The sequence below is a fragment of the Parasegetibacter sp. NRK P23 genome (genome assembly GCF_023721715.1).
Lineage (GTDB): Bacteria > Bacteroidota > Bacteroidia > Chitinophagales > Chitinophagaceae > Parasegetibacter.
Window position 1 is genome coordinate 405,721 of record NZ_JAMDLG010000001.1, and the last position, 18,288, is coordinate 424,008.

Consider the following 18,288-nt stretch of genomic DNA (forward strand, 5'->3'; position numbering starts at 1 on the left):
ACTGCAACTACTTTTGACCCATAAACCAAATTGGTCGAAAATTCATGGAACAAGTTATATTACAAACCACCTTCCAGCTTTTCACCTCGAAAGGCATCCACCAGTTCACCATGGATGAACTCGCGAACAGGCTGGGGGTATCCAAGAAAACGCTGTACCGGTTCTTCCCTTCCCGGCAGGACCTGGTAGAACAGGTATCCCTGCAGGTAAGCGACGAATACGAAGCAGCCATGCAAAAAGTGGACGAGCAACGCCTGAACAGTTTAAAAACACTGCTCGGTTACATTGCCGCAGTCGTGGAGTTCTGCAAGAAAACCTCTCCCGTCTATTTTTCCGATCTCCGGAAACACTACCCCTTCCAGTGGATGGAGCTCCAGCTGCAAATGGAAAAAACACTGCTTACCAGAGTGAAAAGGGTACTGGAAAACGGCATCAGCGAAGGTGTGTTCCGGGGCAACCTGCACCCGGAACTGGTGATGAGCATCTGGCAGCAGCACCTGCAAACTGATTTTGAATACGCGGCCCAACTCGTGAACGATTATTCCAAAGATGAAGTGTTCCGCCAGGCCATGTACCTCTTCCTGTACGGTATCATCGCGCCGGCAGCCATACCCAGGCTGGAAGACGAACTGCTGGAACTCAGCGCACAGCACCAGACGGCCATAGCCCGATAATTATACATACCAAACAGATGATTCACCAAACAACCATTCAAATGAAACGCTTTACCATGCGTCGCCTGCTTCCCATTTTGGCGATGACGGGCATACTGGCATCGGCCAGCGCCCAGGATACAAAAGAGCTTTCGTTGAAAGAAGCGCTTGACCACGCGTTGCAAAACAAGGCAGCCGCGAAGAAAGCCCGTCTCGACGAACAAAACAGCACTTATAAAATCGATGAAGTAAAGGCCAGGGCCCTACCCAACATTTCAGGCTCCGGATCGCTTACTTACAACCCACTTCTGCAACTGAGTGCATTGCCCGGTGAAATTCTGGGTCGCCCGGGAGAAACCGTCCTCGTGGCATTCGGTCAGAAATGGAACAGCGGCGCAGCCGTTACACTCACTCAGAACATCTTTGACCAATCCGTTTTTACCGGACTGAAAGCAGCGAAAACCACCCGCGAATACTACCTGATCCTAGGGCAACTCACCGATGAGCAGGTGATTGAACAGGTGGCCAACAGCTATTACCAGGTATTGGTGCAACGCCAGAAACTTGTGGTGATCGACAGCACCATCGCCACCACCAACCGCGTGAAAGAAGTGATCGAAGGCCAATATAACAATGGGCTGGCCAAAAAGATAGACCTTGACCGTACCAAAGTAAACATCTCTAACCTCCAGGCCCAGCGCCAGCAATTGCTGAACGCGGTGCAACTCCAGGAGAACGCACTTAAATTCTATATGGGTATGGACATTGCCATGCCCATCAACATCCCGCAGGACCAACTGGAAAAGATCCAACCCCAAATCGCACTGGCGGAAACTTCGGCGGATGTGAAAAATCTTACGGACTATAAACTGTTGAAGAAACAGGAACAACTGCTGTTGTTTCAGAAGGAAGCCGTGAAAGCAGAATACTACCCCACCCTCTCCCTGAACGGAAACTATGGCTACCAGGGGCTTGGCAACAAATTCCCGATCGGAAAAGGCAGCGCCCAGGGTGTGAACTGGTTCGATTACGCTTCCGTAGGATTGAACCTGAAAATACCCATCTTCAACGGGTTCGCTACCAGGTCGCGCGTAAGACAGGCCGATATTGACGTGCAGAAATTAAGAGCGGACATCAAAGACACTGAACTTTCCCTCGACCTCAATTTCCAGAACGCGAAAACACAACTCACCAACAGCATCATCACCCTCAACAACCAGAAAGAGAACGTGGCGCTCGCGGAAGAAGTGTACCAGAACACGCGCAACAACTACAACCAGGGACTGGCGCCACTGACCGACCTGCTGGACGCAGAAAACTCCCTCACCACCGCACAAAATAATTATTCCACCGCACTGCTCGATTACAGGCTCGCGGAAATCCAACTCATCAAAGCCCAGGGCAATTTAAAAACACTCTTAAACTAACAGTATATGAACAAGGCTTTCAGGATCATTATCGTGATCGTGCTTATTATCGGTTCTATCGGCGCTATCGCCTTTGTACTTTCTAACAACAAAAAAGAAGCTGAGGAAAAGACCGCCGTCGTGGCCCAAACCAACGCCACAATTGCTGTACGCGTAGATACCGTTTCGAAAGAATTGCCCAACCTCGATGTGATCGCCAACGGCAACTTCGCTCCTTCCCAGGAACTCAGTTTCTCCGCTGAAAAAGCTGGTCGTGTGGTGAACGTACTCGTAAAAGAAGGCGCTTATGTACAAGCCGGGCAAACACTGGCCACTATTCGTGTGGACCAACTTTCAGTAGATGTGCAAAGCGCTGAAGCTGCTTATCAGAACGCACTCACCGATAAAGAACGTTACGAAAACGCGTTCAAAACAGGTGGTGTGACCCAACAACAACTGGACCAGGCGCTGCTGAATCTTTCTAACGCAAAAGCTAAGTTGCAGCAATCGAAAATCAATCTCGGAGACGCGAACATCAAAGCCACGATTTCCGGGATCGTCAACAAACGTCATATTGAACCAGGCTCCGTGGTTTCCCCCGGTACGCCACTGTTTGATATCGTGAATGTATCCAAACTGAAACTGAACGTTACCGTGAACGAGGCCCAGGTAGCCAACCTGCAGGTGGGTAAACCCGTGAAAGTGAAAGCCAGCGTTTTCCCCGACAAAGAATTTTCCGGTAAGATCAGTTTCATCGCGCCCAAAGCCGATGCCGCCCTCAACTTTCCCATCGAAATAGAAATCAGCAACAACGCGGGCAACCAGTTGAAAGCAGGTATGTATGGCACGGCCATCTTCGATTTCCCGAACCAGGCACCCATTACCATTGTTCCGCGTACTGCATTTGTTGGGAGCGTGAACAGCAACCAGGTATTTGTGGTGGAAAACAACAAAGCCCTACTGAAGACAGTAACCGCTGGGAGAATACTGGGCGACAAAGTAGAGATCGTGTCCGGGTTAAACGAAGGAGACCTCGTGGTCACCAGCGGCCAGATCAACCTCGCCAATGGAAGCGCCATCAGCGTGATCAAATAAGCAGGAACATTTTTCCATATAAAATTCTAGTACATGAAACTGGCTGAAATTTCCATCAAACGCCCGTCGATCGTGATCGTCTTGTTTACGATCCTGACCCTGGGCGGCCTACTCGCCTATTCCACGCTTGGGTACGAACTGATTCCAAAGTTCGACACCAACGCCATTACCGTTTCCACCATTTATCCGGGGGCCTCTCCGAGTGAAGTGGAAAACACGGTAACCAAAAAAATTGAAGACGCCGTCGCGTCATTGGAGAACATTAAAAAACTGGAATCCAAATCGCTGGAAAGCGTGTCGCTTGTGACCATTCAGCTCAACAGCGATGCTGACGCCGATTATGCGCTGAACGATGCGCAACGGAAGATCAACGCGATATTAAAGGACCTGCCCGATGATGTGGATCCGCCCTCGCTCACCAAGTTCTCGTTGAGCGACCTGCCCATCGTTACACTCGCAGCTTCCGCCAACCTCGATGAATCCAAATTCTTCGACCTGATCGATAAAAGAGTAAGTCCCGTGCTCTCCCGTGTAAACGGCGTGGCGCAGGTGAACCTGATTGGTGGTCAGGAAAGGGAAATACAGGTGGAACTGGACGCGGAAAAGCTGAAAGGCTACGGACTCTCCGTTCCTCTGGTGCAACAGATGATCCTGGCTTCCAACCTCGACTTCCCTACCGGTAACGTACAAACGAGAGAACAGAGCATACTGATCCGTTTATCGGGCAAATACAAATCCGTGGATGAACTACGCAACCTGGTACTCAGTTCCAGGAACGGCATCCAGGTGCGCCTGGGTGATGTGGCCGATGTGCAGGATGGGTTGAAAGAAGTGGAGAAGATTTCAAGGGTGAACCAGAAGAATTCCATTGCGATACAGATCATCAAACAATCGGACGCGAACGCTGTGGCCGTGAGTGAAGAAATTCAAAAACAGATCGCGGTACTCGAAAAAGATTATGCTTCCAACGCATTGAAACTGGAAATCGCCAACGACAGTACCGTTTTCACGCTCGAAGCCGCGGATTCGGTAGTACACGATCTCTTACTCGCCGTAGTACTGGTGGCCGTTGTGATGTTGTTCTTCCTGCATAGTTTCAGGAACGCAGTCATCGTAATGGTTTCTATTCCCGCTTCGCTGATCGCGACCTTTATCGGGATGGCACTGTTCGGTTATACGCTGAACCTGATGAGTTTGCTGGGTCTCTCACTGGTGGTCGGTATCCTTGTGGACGATGCCATCGTGGTACTGGAGAACATCTACCGCCACATGGAAATGGGCAAGAACCGTGTACGCGCTTCGCTGGACGGCACCAAAGAGATCGGCTTCACGGTTACCGCGATCACCCTCGTAATCGTGGTGGTGTTCCTGCCCATCGCTTTGAGTACGGGCCTCGTTTCCAATATCATCAAGCAGTTCTGCGTAACGGTGATCATCGCCACTATGCTTTCATTGCTTTCTTCTTTCACCATCGTTCCCCTGCTCTCTTCCCGCTTCGGTAAGCTGGAACATCTTACGGGTAAAACAATTTTCGGAAGAATCATTCTCGGTTTCGAAAAACAACTGGATAAATTCACCCACTGGATCACAGGCATCCTGAAATGGTCCCTAGGCCACAAAAGGATCACCATCGCCATTATCGTGGCGCTTTTCTTCAGCTCCCTTTACATGCTGGGTGGCGGCTACATTGGCGGTGAATTCTTCGCAAAGAGTGACCGTGGTGAATTCCTTGTTCAGCTTGAACTTCCCAAAGATGCTTCCATAGAACAGACCAACCAGTTGACGCAAAAGGCGGAAGAATATTTAAGAAAGAAACCCGAGATCGTGGACCTGATTACTTCTGTTGGCCAAACCAGTGAAGGGCTTGGCGCCACACAGAGTACAGCGTACAAATCAGAGATCGATGTAAAACTGGTAAGCAAAGCATTGCGTGCAGATGACTCCTATGTATACGCGGCAAAAATAAAACGCGAGCTGGAACCCATACTGGTAGGTGCGAAAGTGAAAACCACGCCCGTAGGTATGTTGGGTACCGCCGATCAGGCACCGCTGGCGCTGGTGGTTACCGCCTCCGACCTGGATAGCGCCATGGTATTCGCCAACGCCGCACACGAAGAACTGAAAAAGATAAAAGGCGCCACAGAAACCAAACTCACCGTAGAATCGGGTAACCCCGAGATCAATGTACAGGTGGACCGGGATAAGATGGCGAGCCTGGGCCTGAACCTGCAAACAGTGGGTACCACCATGCAAACCGCCTTCAATGGCAATACGGATGGAAAGTTCCGCGCAGGCGAATATGAATACGATATCAATATCCGCTACAACAGCTTCAACCGCTCCAATATTGACGACGTGCGCAACCTGGAATTCGTGAACGACGCGGGCATGACCGTGAAGCTCGCACAGTTCGCCAACATCGTGGAAACATCCGGTCCGAGCCAGTTGGAAAGAAGGGATAAAAGTCCGTCCGTAACCGTACAAGGACAAACAGTTGGTCGCCCAACGGGAACCATCGCGGCTGAATGGCAGACCGCTTTTGAAAAGATCAGGAAACCCACGGGCGTGAACTATGTTTGGAGCGGTGATATGGAGAACCAGAGTGAAGGATTCGGCACACTCGGTATCGCTCTGCTGGCCGCCATACTGCTGGTGTACCTCGTAATGGTAACATTGTACGACAGCTTCGTGTATCCATTCGTGGTACTCTTCTCGGTGCCGCTCTCCTTCATCGGTGCACTGCTGGCCCTGGGCTTAACGAACAACTCGCTGAACATCTTCACCATCCTGGGCGTCATCATGCTGATCGGACTGGTTTGTAAGAACGCGATCATGATCGTAGACTTCGCCAACCAGCGGAAGAAAGCCGGAGAAAATACCAAACAGGCGCTGATACAGGCCAACCACGCGCGTTTGCGCCCCATCCTGATGACCACCATCGCCATGGTGTTCGGGATGTTGCCCATCGCCATCGCCTCTGGTCCCGGTGCCGAATGGAAGAACGGACTCGCCTGGGTGATCATCGGCGGACTGATCAGTTCGTTGTTCCTGACACTCATCGTGGTACCAGTGATCTACGCCATCTTCGACCACTGGATCGAAAAGGCGAACAAAAGAAAAAACAAAAAATCTATTGAAGAGCTGATGGTGGAAGACTATGTCCCCACAGCCAGTGAGGACGGTTTTACACCGATACATGTAGTGTAGTTTTCACGGTACCCGGTGGCACCGCTATAGCGGTGCCACCGGGTACCGTGTTTTAACGGATTCGCTCGGTTAGGATGGCTATGTTTTAAGAATGGGAAGGCCCGCTTTCGTTGGAAGGCGGGCCTTATTGTTGAATGAAACCGAAAGTATTTCAGTTTACAACCAAACAGCTTTTTCTTCGATCCAGGTATTTCTTACAGCGGGCATCTCCACATCGGCGTAGCCGAGGTACACCGCGCCCAGTACCATATCTTCTTCTCCCAACTGGTAATGATCTTTCATTACCTGGTGCGTGATCATTCCACCCGATCCCCAGTAGGAAGCGATGCCCAGCGCGGTGGCGCCAAGAAGTATGTGCTCTACCGCGGCGGAGGTGGCGGCCATCTCCTCCCATGCGGGAATTTTGGGCAGGTTACCGCGTTTCATGATGGCGATAATCAGGTGGGAAGCCTTGCTGCCCATATTGCGCAGGTTCTCGTAAGTGGCGGCCACGAATTTATCTTCCGGGGTATTGGCCTTGTACATATCCGCATGTTCCTGGCAGAATTTCGCCATTGATTCACCGGTATATACATAAAACCTCCAGGGTTCGGTTCTGCCATGGGTTGGCGCCCAGTTGGCCAGTTTCAGGAGATCCTTCACCTGCTCGTCGGGGATTTTCTGCCCGTTCATCATGGGCGGCTTGGTGGTACGGCGCTTTCTGACAATATGCTCAAAAGTTGTAAAAGACTGGTTCATCACAAATTCTTTGTTTCGGCGGCAAAGATAGGGGGAAAAAACAGTTGCGGAAATTGGGAACGGATGCTTTCTGCGGGAGCAACTTTTCATTTGAATAAATAACCCAGGCGGGTCGCAACAGGGTAAGCGTTTTTTAACGGGTGACATTAGGGGAAGAACACGGTTCCGGCAGGCGGAAAACAACGTCGGTGGCACCGGTTCTTCCCCCCCACCAGTCCCTCCCCCAACCTCAAACCTTCTCCAGCCAACAACTTCAACAGTTTTTAAGCGCCGAAATATCCTAAAAAAGAAAAACACCTTGTAAGTATTGATTAAAACACCTGCCAGACGTTCAGCAATACATCAAAAAAAGGTGGCATCCACCAGGATACCACCTTTACAAGACAAGGTTTAACAGCACCAAACAAACTTATTTATTCGCCCATTACTTCTTCCAGCTTCTTGTTCAGACTTTCACCTCGAAGGTCCTTCCCTACGATCTTTCCATCGGGACCAACAAGAAAACTGGCGGGAACACCACGAACACCATATAAACGACCCACCGCGTTGTTCCAGCCTTTCAGATCGGACACATGCGTCCAGGGCAGCCCGTCTTTCTGGATCGCGTCCACCCATTTGTCTTTTTCACTGTCGAGGGAAACGCTTAGTATTTCGAAGCCCTTCTCTTTGTACTGCGCATATTGTTTCACCAGGTTAGGGTTCTCAGCCCGGCAGGGACCGCACCAGCTTGCCCAGAATTCCACCAGCACGTATTTGCCTTTGAAATCTTTCAGGGCAACGGGCTTTCCTTCCACATTCGCCTGCGTGAAGGCAGGCGCTTCGGAGCCCACCGCCGTTAAGCTAACGGAGGCCATGCGCTGCACCAGTTCTTTCCCGGCATCGGTATTGCGCCATTTCTCTTTGATCGCATTGAAGATCGGTTCAATACGTGCCACGTCCATTTTGGCACCCGCGGCTTCGGAGAGGGCCACTACACTGAAATAGGAACCAGGATTCTGCTCCGCGAACAGGATTTGTTTTTCGTTCCTGTTGCTCAGGTTCTGACGGAACCGCTGGTCCACCATTTTGAGGAAATTAGAATCTTTTTTCTGCGCCTCGGTACCGGCATTGAACGCGGCATTCACGGCTTTGGTGAGTTCCATAATGGAGCCACCGATAAACTTGTTGTAGGCCATGTACGCATCGTATACTTTAGAACCTTTGTAGCTGGCGTTCAGCAGTGAATCTTTGGAGGTGATCTTCAGGTTTTCCCCTTCTCCGAAATAAAAGTAATGCGTATCGCCCATGTACACGGTATGCTGTTTTCCTTTCCCCTCATGATCCAGGCCCATCCGCGCATATCCATAACCGGTAACTTTTCCTTTGATGGTAAAAGTTCCGTTCACCACATCGGCCGAATCGGTTCCGCCACCGCCTTCCATGCTGGAATAGTCGATATACACTTTGGCGGGAGGATTCAGCTTACCGATCTTTCCGCTGATGGAGAAATTCGTTTGCTGCGCCAGGGCGAAAGCCGGGAGAATGGCCGCTACTAATAAAAAACGTTGCTTCATTTTAATTTTTTGCTGGTAAGTAAATAAAGGAGCGCAGGGTTAATGGGTTACATATTATCAGCGGGTGGCAATATCGATAGGAGCCCCTGGAATACCGTCTGTTTTTTTAACCAGTTCTCCATTTGCGCCAACGCCTACATTCAGGTAATAAATACTTCCTTCCACGCCAACGATCAGGGTATCACCGATAGCGCCGGAAACCTTCAGCATGGTAATTTCTTTTCCATTGAAAGTGGTTGTCAGCTCTCTGAAATCTTCGTTCTCCGGATTGTACCTGTAAATACGATCGCCCGAGGAGAAAAAGATTATTTCAGAAGTATTGGCAGCCCATAATGTATTGGGTTTGATCAATTCCGGACGCATAAACGCCCTTTTTCTCATGGCGTTGAAAGTGATCTGCTGTGTTCCTGAATTTCCGGGATTAAACTGGGCGTTGAACTTGTATTCAAATGTTCCGGTTTCCGTTTTGCTGTAGGCATAACCAATACCGCCCCTTATTTTCAACATCTTAAAAATATCGGTGCCGAGGTTTTTCGGATCGAAAGCGGTTCCCAATACATCATACGCTGTACCATAGTAAGTGGCGTCTCCGGGAATACCGAGCCGCACAAATTGTTTTTTAACTTTATCGAATCCGGTGAAACTGAAATAACCATCAAGTATCCCATCAGTATAAATCATTTCTGAAGAAAGCGTATAGTCTCCGGGTGCGGGCAGTGGGAACATCCCGAATATTGGTGCCTGATCCCAGGTCCGGGACTCACCCACGATCAATTTATCATTCACCACACCTACCAATACCCCGAAAGAGGAGGCGAACATATTGGATGCGGTTATCGTTTCGGGCGCATCAAAAAAATGTTCCTTCAGCACACGGTTCGCACGGAAAGTATTGGCATCTATCCGCACGCCGGTGTTTATCCCGTTTTTACCGAACACCCAATAGGTTTTAACTGTACCCGGCCTGTACGCTTCGGGTAACGCGACCAGTTGCGTAGGCGCTGTTGGCAACGGTGTATTCGGGTTAACGGCACCGTATAAGCGCGCCTGCACTGAGCCATCCATTTTAATAAACGAAACATGGGTTTCACCATTTTCAACACTCAGCACCGTGGTTCCCTTAAAGAAATTGGTTTGGCCAGACACAATGAAGTATCTGAAATATTTCATCCCGTTATCGTTGTTGATAACGGTAAGTTTTCCATAATACCTCTCTGCCTGAAGTCCGAAAATCACCCGCATGGCACTGCCGGAGTCCACCACATCCTCCAGTTTTGGATCGGGTGTTCCAATGCGCCATTCATAACTCAGACTGGAGGCAGATTTTATTTCAATCTTCGGCGCGATAATCAGACTATCGCCGACCAACACGTTGTAAACGGAATCCAACCCCGTAATTACCGGTTCCTCCGGCATATTGTAATCGTAATTTCCTTTGTCTTTATAACACCCCGGTAATACTGTAAACAACAGGCATACCATTGATGCATATACAAGAGCGCATATTTTTTTCATACAAATCAGTTGTTTTGGTTACTTCACTTCGTTGCCTTCTTCATCAATAAAATAATACAGACCAGTTTGCAGGTTCTTCCTGTACGGTATCTTTTTTTCAGGATTAGCACTGCTGTAGAATACATAATTCTCAGTTGCGCCATCTTTTTCAATCACGTATCCTTTCGAAGGATTTTTGTTCACCCATTTAAAAGGATCCGCCATAAAATCACGCACGAGACTTTCGAAATAGAGATTCTTGGGCGCATCCAGGCCATCGGTGGAAAGTTCAGTAAGGCCGGTTACAATAAGGAAAAATTCATGTTTGATCCTGGAGTAATAGGCCCCGAACCACATCCCCCACCAATTCGGACGTTCGAGCTTGTTGGAAAGAACCAGCTTCCCGTACACCAGTTTGGTCAGTTTAACATCGAAGTCTTCGTTGCCGTAAAGCCTGAAATGAAGGGTTACAGACTTATTGGTTAGCTCCGGATCTTTACTGTAAATGATGATGGGCACCTGCGTGAATCCTGTTCCTTTCTTTATGGTGTAATAGGGTTCAAGCGGCTTGAAGTGAAGGTTCTCTTTCGCGGTAGAAGAGTCCTTTTCCGCACGCAGGATAAACTTCCTGTCTGCTCCGGAAGAGTCTGTTCTGGATCCGGATATTCTTACCGGTATGTACACAGTATCGATTCCTTTACCCGGTGTATAAGCGAAAGTATGAATGATGCTGTCTCTGCTGGATCCCTGAAAATCGAGCATGATGTTATCCTTTCCGGAATATTTGAGTTCTTCCGCTTTCTGACATCCGGCGGCCACCACTGTGGCTATTAGTATGATGAGCAATATTTTTTTCATATTCCCTGATTTAAATGATGTTAGACTACCGTCCTCCGAATTCGATTTCATCGTTAGGAAGGGGCAGAATGAATATTTCGGGAGAAGGCGCGATCTGGTTGCCCAATTGTCCTACGATAGACCTGTTAAGGCGTTTGTAGAGGTAAAACAATTGTCCTTCAGCATAAAACTCTTTGCGTGCCTCCTTTACCAGTTCATCCATGAACGTGGCGTAAGAAGCCGTATTAAGTTTTGTGCCTATTCCCCTGTTCATACGCACGGTATTGAAGTAGTCGAGTGCTTTCGCGGGGTTAGATTCAAAAGACGCTTCCGCCGCGATGTAGTACATTTCGCTCAGCCTGATGGCGGGCACCACCTGCGGATACCTGTTGGCAAACTGATCGTCTTCATCTCCATTGGGGTTGCGGGCATACTTCATGATCCGCATGAAATTCTGGTCGAAAATAGAGAACCAGTGTTTATAGCGGTTGTCTTCTGCGCCCACGGAACCCGACTCATAAATACTCTTATAAGTAGTTTCCTTGAGTTGAATACCTCCGGGTCCGGTCTGGAAGAAATTAAAGATCGCAGAAGTTCTTTCTTGTACGGGCCACATGAAGATCAGTTCCGGGTAAAGGATCACATCCTTTTCTTCGGGCTTTACGGAAATGAAGTCAACTGTTTTCACCCAGGGAAACTTTTTGGAAGCGATCACTTCCTCCGCGTTCAGCAAGGCATTTTGTTTGTCGTTTTTGTACAGGTAAACACGTGCCAGTTCTCCGCATACCGCGTAGTAATTGAGCCGGTGTCTTCTGTTTTGCAGGAAAAGTGATTTTGAAGATGTTTCGGTAGCGGAATCATCGGCTACAGGATAACCCACTTTATAGGTCGCCGACAAAATGGAATCCACACCTTTGAGCAATACTTTCGCCTGCTCCAGGTCTTTCACGATATTGTTCAGCACTTCATCCGCGGAAGCGGTGGGCGTAACTTTGTTGGAGTACGCCGTTACATAAGGGATGCCCACTTTTTTAGCGGCCAGGTTGGAACCGAACAAACGAAAAACGTCAAAATGAAGGAACGCGCGCAAAGCGAAAGCTTCTCCTTTCACCAGTTCATAATTACCTGGATTGAAGACGTTTTTCTTTGCGTCTATTTCTGAAATAATCAGATTCGAGTTTACGATGGCGTTGTAAAAAGTGCGCCATGCATTGTCTTTCCGGTTGATAAAATTCCCATCCTTATAATTATACTGCGCGGTTTGCAGGTATCCTTTCGGGTCGTTGCCCTGCTCCACAGTGTAATTTTGCGCGAGCACTTCAGGAAATCCCATGGTAAGCTCCAGGCCATACAGTCCTTCTTCCGTACATTTTGTATAAGCGCCATTCAGCGCTTCGAAAAAGCCGGCCTCCGTTTTGAAAAGTTCATCTTTTGATATTTCCGTTTCCGGCTGAAGGTCAAGCCATTTTTTGCAGGATCCCAGTGTGCACGCCAACATCAGGAGCCATGTATATTTTATTAAAGTCGATCTCATCAGATTGAATTGAAGGTTGAACAATTAAAATCCAGCGGTGATGGAGAACGTAAAACTTCTCGCATAGGGATAGTCGATACCTCTTTCCTGTTTTACGGAAGACCATCTCCAAACATCGTTCATCGTGAATGCAGCCCTGAAAGATTTTACCGGGGTACGCGCGAGTTTCTCTCTGGCTACGTCGTAAGAAAGATACATGGATTGCATTTCAAGCACATTGTCTCTTTGAACAAACCTTGACGACACTTCGGTATTTCCAAGGTCTGCGATGTTTTTAAAGAAGGTATGGTCGCCCCGCTGCTTCCACTTGTCTTCGAACACCCTTGCATCTACGTTCCAGCGCGGGTCAGCGTTCTCTACCCTGTCTACCAGCGTCTGGTTGTACAGGTCACCGCCAAACCTTGTGTAGAAATTCAGATTTACCGTAAATTGTTTGTATCCGCCGTTTACACCGAAGAAACCTTCCCCTTTGGGTGCGCTGTTTCCTACCGGAACAATGTCCCTGGAACTCCATTCATAGGTAAGCGTTCCATCTCTTTTAACGTAGATTTCCATACCATGTTCAGGGTCAATACCCAAAGATGGCACAGCGTAAATAGCATCTAGCGACTGTCCTTCCTGGTACCTGAGCAATGGGGCACCCTTGTTCTCGTTGTTGCTTTGCGCATCATCCACTTTATCGTTGTAGGCTTTCAGTGAGTTGGATATTTTAACGATGGTGTTCTTATTGCGCACCATGTTGGCCATCAGGGTTACGTTGTAGTTTCTTCCACGCAACACATTGGCCTGTACGCTAAGTTCTACCCCCACGTTCTTCATGTCTCCCACGTTGTCCTTGTAAGAAGAAAAACCAGAAGAGGGTGGCAGGGAAATATCCGCGAGTAATCCTCTTGTTATTTTCTCATAATACCTGGGCATGATCAGGATACGATCCTGCCAGAATCCGATCTCCATGCCAGCGTCATAGTTTCTGGTTTTCTGCCAGCTCAGGTCGCTGTTGCCGTAATTGTTGATCACTGCGCCAATACCGGTAGAGTACCAGTTTCCCGTGAGGTAAGTATAGGTCGGATGCGACATGTATGGATCAAAAGAAACGGAGCCTGTAAGACCGGAGCTTACACGCAGTTTAAGCCTGCTGAAAGCGCTGTTGGCCATAAAATCTTCTCTGTGCAGGTTCCAGCCCAGCCCCATCGCGGCGAAAGGCGCTATTTTATTGTTCCTTCCGAATTTGGAAGAACCGTCCTGGCGGTATGTAAAATCGAGCAGATATTTGTTACTGAGCGAATAGTTAAGAGAGAAGAACGCGCCACCCAATCTCTCGCGATTCAAACGGCTGTAGGGTTTTGCGTTTTCACCATATCCTGCAGCGAAGCCCAGATCGGTAAAGCGGTCGTTGGTGAAGCCGATCGCCTCAATGGAGCGGTACCTTGAAAGATAGGTACGCATATTGGTACCCAGCATGGCGTTGAAAAAATGCTCCCCAACCTGCTGGTTGTAATTTAAGGTAAGGTTACCATCGAAGCTGGTTTCATCGTTGGACGTATAATTGTAGCGGCCCCTTTCATCCAGCCTGTCGGTGCCGTAATTGTAAAATTCGTTGGCGAAAGGAGAAGTGAACCTGTCTCCTGTGCTTTTGGTTTTGTTGATACTGGCCACACCTCGTGCTTTCAGTCCAGGCACTATCGTCCACTCAGCGGTAAGGGCATTGATCACCTCGAGGTATTGGGATTTGTCGAAGCTTCCAAGTGTGGATTCATACAACGGATTAAGAACGGGCACAATGGTTACGCCACCCTGTGCGTTGGTGCGCTGGCTCCATTCATCTACCACCTGGATGATACGACCAAGGGAATCCGTTTTAGGATAATACGGGTTCATACTGGCGTAGTTCCTGAAGTTGCCAAAGGGAGATTCTTTAGCTACAGTGTTCGTTACCGTGAGTTGGTTCCTGAACAGGAATTTAGAGTTGACGTTGTACGACAAATGAAGACCGGTGCTCATCCTGTCACGCGTGGACCCCTTCATCACCCCTGGCATTGTCTGGTAGCGCATTTCAAGTCCATAACGGATGGCCTTGTCACCGCCTTCCAGAAACAGGGAGTGTTTTTGCCCGAAGGTGGTTCTAACGGGTTGTGAAAGCCAGTACGTATTCACACCTCCCACCACAAGCGCTTTCTTGTGATAGTACAATTCGTCCAGTTGATCCTGGCTCTGGGTCTGGTTTTTCATCGCATCGTACACGCCTGCCAATCTTTCGTATTCCAGTTTACGTTCTGCATCCAGAATATTGTATTGGGTGAGGTCGGGCGTTGTCACGTTCAGTTCGTAATTATAATTCACCTGCAAAGCACCTGCTTTGGGTGCTTTAGTGGTAATCACCACCACGCCGTTCGCGGCTCTGGAGCCATACACCGCTGTAGCGGCGGCATCTTTCAGCAAAGTAATGGACTGTACCCGGTTGATATCGAGGTCATAGATTTTCTGAAGACTTACTTCATACCCATCCAAAATGAAGGTGGGAAGGTTTACGGCTCCGGCAAGATTATTCCTGCTGATGATATCGGTATTTCCACCCGGCAAGGCTGTAGAGCCGCGCACCGTAATATTGGGCAACCTGTTGGGATCAGACCCAAGAAGCGGATTATCCGCTACGCGGAACGAAGGATCAAACACCTGCAAACTGCGCAGCATATTCTGCGGGTTCACCATTTTAAGGTCCTCTCCTGAAACAGTAACAGCGGTCCCTGTAAAGTTATCTTTCCGGATGTTCTGGTAGCCCGTAACGACTACGTTCTGCATGGTATCTTTCTGTTGGGAAAGTTTCATGCGGATCACCTGCACCCCCTCTTTTCTGGCGGTAAAACGGAACGGCTCATACCCGAGGTAGGTAACAATTATTTCGGCGCCTTTTTCTACTGTAATGGAGAAGCCCCCGTCGGAAGCAGAAGAAGTCCCTTTATCGGAACCCTTTACAGAGACGCTGGCACCTTCCAGTGGCTTACCGGTTTCATCCAGCACCTTTCCTGCAACAAGTATTTCGGCATCCTCCATTGTAACGGCAACATCAGCACCTGGCTTAGGCTTTACTACTATGGTAGTGTTCACAATGGAAAATGTAAGTGGCAGGTCCTTCAAAGCCGCTTCCAGTGCTTCTTTCAGGGTAGCGTTCTTCAGGTCCACATCCACCTTCTCCATACCCTGGAGCAGTTTGGCGTTGTAGAAGAAAGAATACCCCGTTTGCCTGCTGATGTCTTTAAAGACAGTCTTCAGCGCAACATTAGAGAATTTAAGCTGAATGTGCTGCGCATTGCCCGAAGCAGCTACCTGTAAACAGCCTGCCAATAAAAAAATGGCCGTCCATTTCATAACCAGGATGGTTTTGGTTCTCGCTTGTTGTGTTTGGGACACAAGTTTGCGAAGAATGGGAAAAATCATACTTTTAACTTGTTGGGTAAATAAATTCAGTTGCGAAGCTGTACAAAGCCCATCTCTGGCCGGAAGCGCTGCAACGCTTTCGGCTTTTTTTATGAGCGCGGTCAAATGGACCAGGTTGGTGTTGTGTTGCGCATGTCAGTTGTTTGGTTGTTTTGGTTGATAAATAGAAATACAAACACCATAGGATCAGGGCAATACTGTCGCCTTACGGTCTTCCAGTTTTATATGCAGGTTACTCTGTTTCAATATTTCCACCACCTCCTGCAAAGTTGTTTGCCGGGGTATGGTTCCTTCAAATCTTTCATCGGGCAGTTTTCCTTCAAAGGCCACATCCACATCGTACCACCTTGCGATCTGGCGCATCACGGTGCGGATATCCGCATTGCTGAAATAGAACATCCCTTTGCGCCAGGCCATCACTTCATCTGTATCCACATTTGTTTGGAGGTCCACTTTTCCGCCTTCGGCTATCCTTGCCTGTTGACCTGGCTTAAGCAACGTGCTTTTTCCATCCCTGGCCACGGCAACGCTGCCCTCAAGAAGGGTTGTTCTTACAAAAGCCTCATCATTGTAGGCATTGATGTTGAAATGCGTGCCGAGCACCTGCACCTGCGCGTCGTTTTTTCCGCCGGATGTTCTGATGTCTACAAGGAACGGCAATTTCCCATTCGCGGAAGCGATGGGGCGTACTTCGAAATAAACTTCTCCTGAAACCGACACCTTTCTTTCATTTGCGGCGAACTGCACCGGGAAAGTGATGGATGATTCCGCATTCAGCCAGGCTTTGGAGCCATCCGGTAAAATAATATGATATTCGCCTTTTCTCGGCGTGGAAATAGTGTTGAGCAGGTTTTCAGTTGCGGGAAGATCCTGTGAGGGCTCAAAAATATAGGTAACCACACCATCCTGCTTTACGATCTTCACCCCACCTTGTGCGGCGAGGTCGCCGTTGCTGGCGGAATCCAGCACAATCACCGAGCCATCGGCAAGGGTAAGTAACGCTTTGTTGCCCCCGGGTTCAATCACAGGTGTTTCCACGGATGCGATTTTAGTCGAAGGCTCCTCTTTTTCGGAAAGGAAGAAAAAAGCGGCGGCCGCGCCAACAAACAGCACGAGTACAGCGGCCACACGTAACCACGAATTCCGGAAGAACCCGTTTTTAACAGGCGCCTGATCGTCTTCGCCTGCCCCAGCGTTTTGCAAGGGATAACTTTCATGTAAGATTTCGGGCAGGCGAAGTCGGTCAGCGGCCAGCTCCACTACATCGGCACCAGGTTGGTATTCGTCCCAGGCACGGGACAATACGGCCGTTAGCGCGGCATCATTTTCCGAACGGGAGATCCACTCCGCCAGTTCAGCATGTTCCGCTTCCGTGATGGTTCCCTGGAAAAACAGGGTTGCGAGCCTATAAATTCTTTCTTCGGGCATAAGTTGGTATGGTTGCACCATACAGCAAGACGATCGTCGGGAAGAAGAGGCATAGTCATCCTCAAAAAAAATAACAATTATTTTGCGAACGAAGTTCCGGCAGCCAGGAAACACAACAGCAGCGCGGCATTCCCCGGGTCTTTGAACAATGCGCTTCTTAATGTACGGAGCGCCTGGATCATGTGGTTTTTAACGGTTCCGGGCGATATCTGTAATTTTTCAGCGATCTCATCGTATTTCAACCCATGTTCACGGCTCAGGGTATACACCAGCTTTTGTTGCGGCGGAAGGGATTCAATCACCTGCCGCACTTTTGTTTCCAGTTCCCTCGCGGCCAGCGCATCTTCAGCATTTACTATTGGCTTCGCCACCGTATCCTTCAGTTCCGCCAGTACAAGCGTTTCCCTTGCCATTTTACGAAACGCGGTAACAGCCTGGTTCTGCGCCATCCGGAAAATATAACCACCCGCATTTTCCACGCCAGACAAAGCGGCCCTGTTCTGCCAAAGTTTTAAAAACACTTCCTGTACCACATCTTCCGCCAATTCGGCGGAATCGGTCAATTTATACATGAACCCAAACAGCCTGTGCTTGTACAAAGCGAACAATTCGGCAAAAGCCTGCTCACTTCCCTGTGACAGTTGTTGCAGCAATGTAGCTTCCGTATATGCCTGTTGTTTGTGCAATATGAGGGTTTACGGGTAAAATTAGCCAATCGGTGGAAATCCGGTTGCTTTAATATGAAAATGCAAACAAAAGAGCTTTTCCATACAAACTTTTTTCTTTCCAACGTTGCGTCGTAGTGTCGTTGCGAGAGACTGTTTCTTTCAAAGAAGCAATTAAATTTCACGCGATTGCTTCATACTTCGCAACGCAACGGCGCAACGCAGGGCTGGCTTCATTTGGAA

General features: G+C 48.9%; 12 protein-coding genes. 4 read left to right on the forward strand and 8 right to left on the reverse strand.

What is annotated here, in order from left to right:
• Positions 1-44: 44 nt before the first annotated feature.
• From M4J38_RS01555 to M4J38_RS01570, 4 genes are read left to right on the forward strand one after another with little or no spacing between them, the layout of a single operon-like run.
• Positions 45-674 carry a TetR/AcrR family transcriptional regulator gene (locus tag M4J38_RS01555; RefSeq protein WP_251757761.1) on the forward strand — a complete coding sequence of 210 codons (630 nt, stop codon included), beginning with the start codon at positions 45-47 and terminating at the stop codon, positions 672-674.
• Positions 675-715: 41 nt separating this feature from the next.
• A complete protein-coding gene (locus M4J38_RS01560; RefSeq protein WP_251757762.1) occupies positions 716-2,080 on the forward strand; it encodes a TolC family protein in 1,365 nt (454 codons plus the stop codon).
• 6 nt (positions 2,081-2,086) lie between these two features.
• Positions 2,087-3,154 carry an efflux RND transporter periplasmic adaptor subunit gene (locus M4J38_RS01565; protein ID WP_251757763.1) on the forward strand — a complete coding sequence of 356 codons (1,068 nt, stop codon included), beginning with the start codon at positions 2,087-2,089 and terminating at the stop codon, positions 3,152-3,154.
• 33 nt (positions 3,155-3,187) lie between these two features.
• Positions 3,188-6,361, forward strand: coding sequence for an efflux RND transporter permease subunit (locus M4J38_RS01570; protein ID WP_251757764.1), 3,174 nt, complete (start codon positions 3,188-3,190; stop codon positions 6,359-6,361).
• A 156-nt stretch (positions 6,362-6,517) separates the two neighbouring features.
• On the opposite strand, the gene M4J38_RS01575 is transcribed toward M4J38_RS01570, so the two are convergent.
• The 8 genes from M4J38_RS01575 to M4J38_RS01610 form a co-directional block, all read right to left on the reverse strand.
• Positions 6,518-7,099, reverse strand: a complete 582-nt coding sequence (locus tag M4J38_RS01575; protein ID WP_251757765.1) for a nitroreductase — start codon at positions 7,097-7,099, stop codon at positions 6,518-6,520.
• 413 nt (positions 7,100-7,512) lie between these two features.
• On the reverse strand, positions 7,513-8,652 hold the full coding sequence (locus M4J38_RS01580; protein ID WP_251757766.1) for a TlpA disulfide reductase family protein: 1,140 nt from the start codon (positions 8,650-8,652) through the stop codon (positions 7,513-7,515).
• Positions 8,653-8,709: 57 nt separating this feature from the next.
• Entirely contained in the window at positions 8,710-10,167 is a 1,458-nt protein-coding gene (locus M4J38_RS01585; protein WP_251757767.1) for a PKD-like family lipoprotein, read from the reverse strand.
• A gap of 18 nt (positions 10,168-10,185) precedes the next feature.
• Complete coding sequence (locus M4J38_RS01590; RefSeq protein WP_251757768.1) at positions 10,186-11,004, reverse strand: DUF4843 domain-containing protein; 819 nt, start codon at positions 11,002-11,004, stop codon at positions 10,186-10,188.
• Between the two features lie 25 nt (positions 11,005-11,029).
• Entirely contained in the window at positions 11,030-12,517 is a 1,488-nt protein-coding gene (locus M4J38_RS01595; RefSeq protein ID WP_251757769.1) for a RagB/SusD family nutrient uptake outer membrane protein, read from the reverse strand.
• Between the two features lie 24 nt (positions 12,518-12,541).
• On the reverse strand, positions 12,542-15,883 hold the full coding sequence (locus M4J38_RS01600; RefSeq protein WP_251757770.1) for a SusC/RagA family TonB-linked outer membrane protein: 3,342 nt from the start codon (positions 15,881-15,883) through the stop codon (positions 12,542-12,544).
• Between the two features lie 255 nt (positions 15,884-16,138).
• Positions 16,139-17,380: a FecR family protein gene (locus tag M4J38_RS01605; RefSeq protein WP_251757771.1), complete on the reverse strand. Its 1,242-nt coding sequence runs from the start codon at positions 17,378-17,380 to the stop codon at positions 16,139-16,141.
• 77 nt (positions 17,381-17,457) lie between these two features.
• Entirely contained in the window at positions 17,458-18,066 is a 609-nt protein-coding gene (locus tag M4J38_RS01610) for an RNA polymerase sigma factor (RefSeq protein WP_251757772.1), read from the reverse strand.
• Between the last annotated feature and the right edge of the window lie 222 nt (positions 18,067-18,288).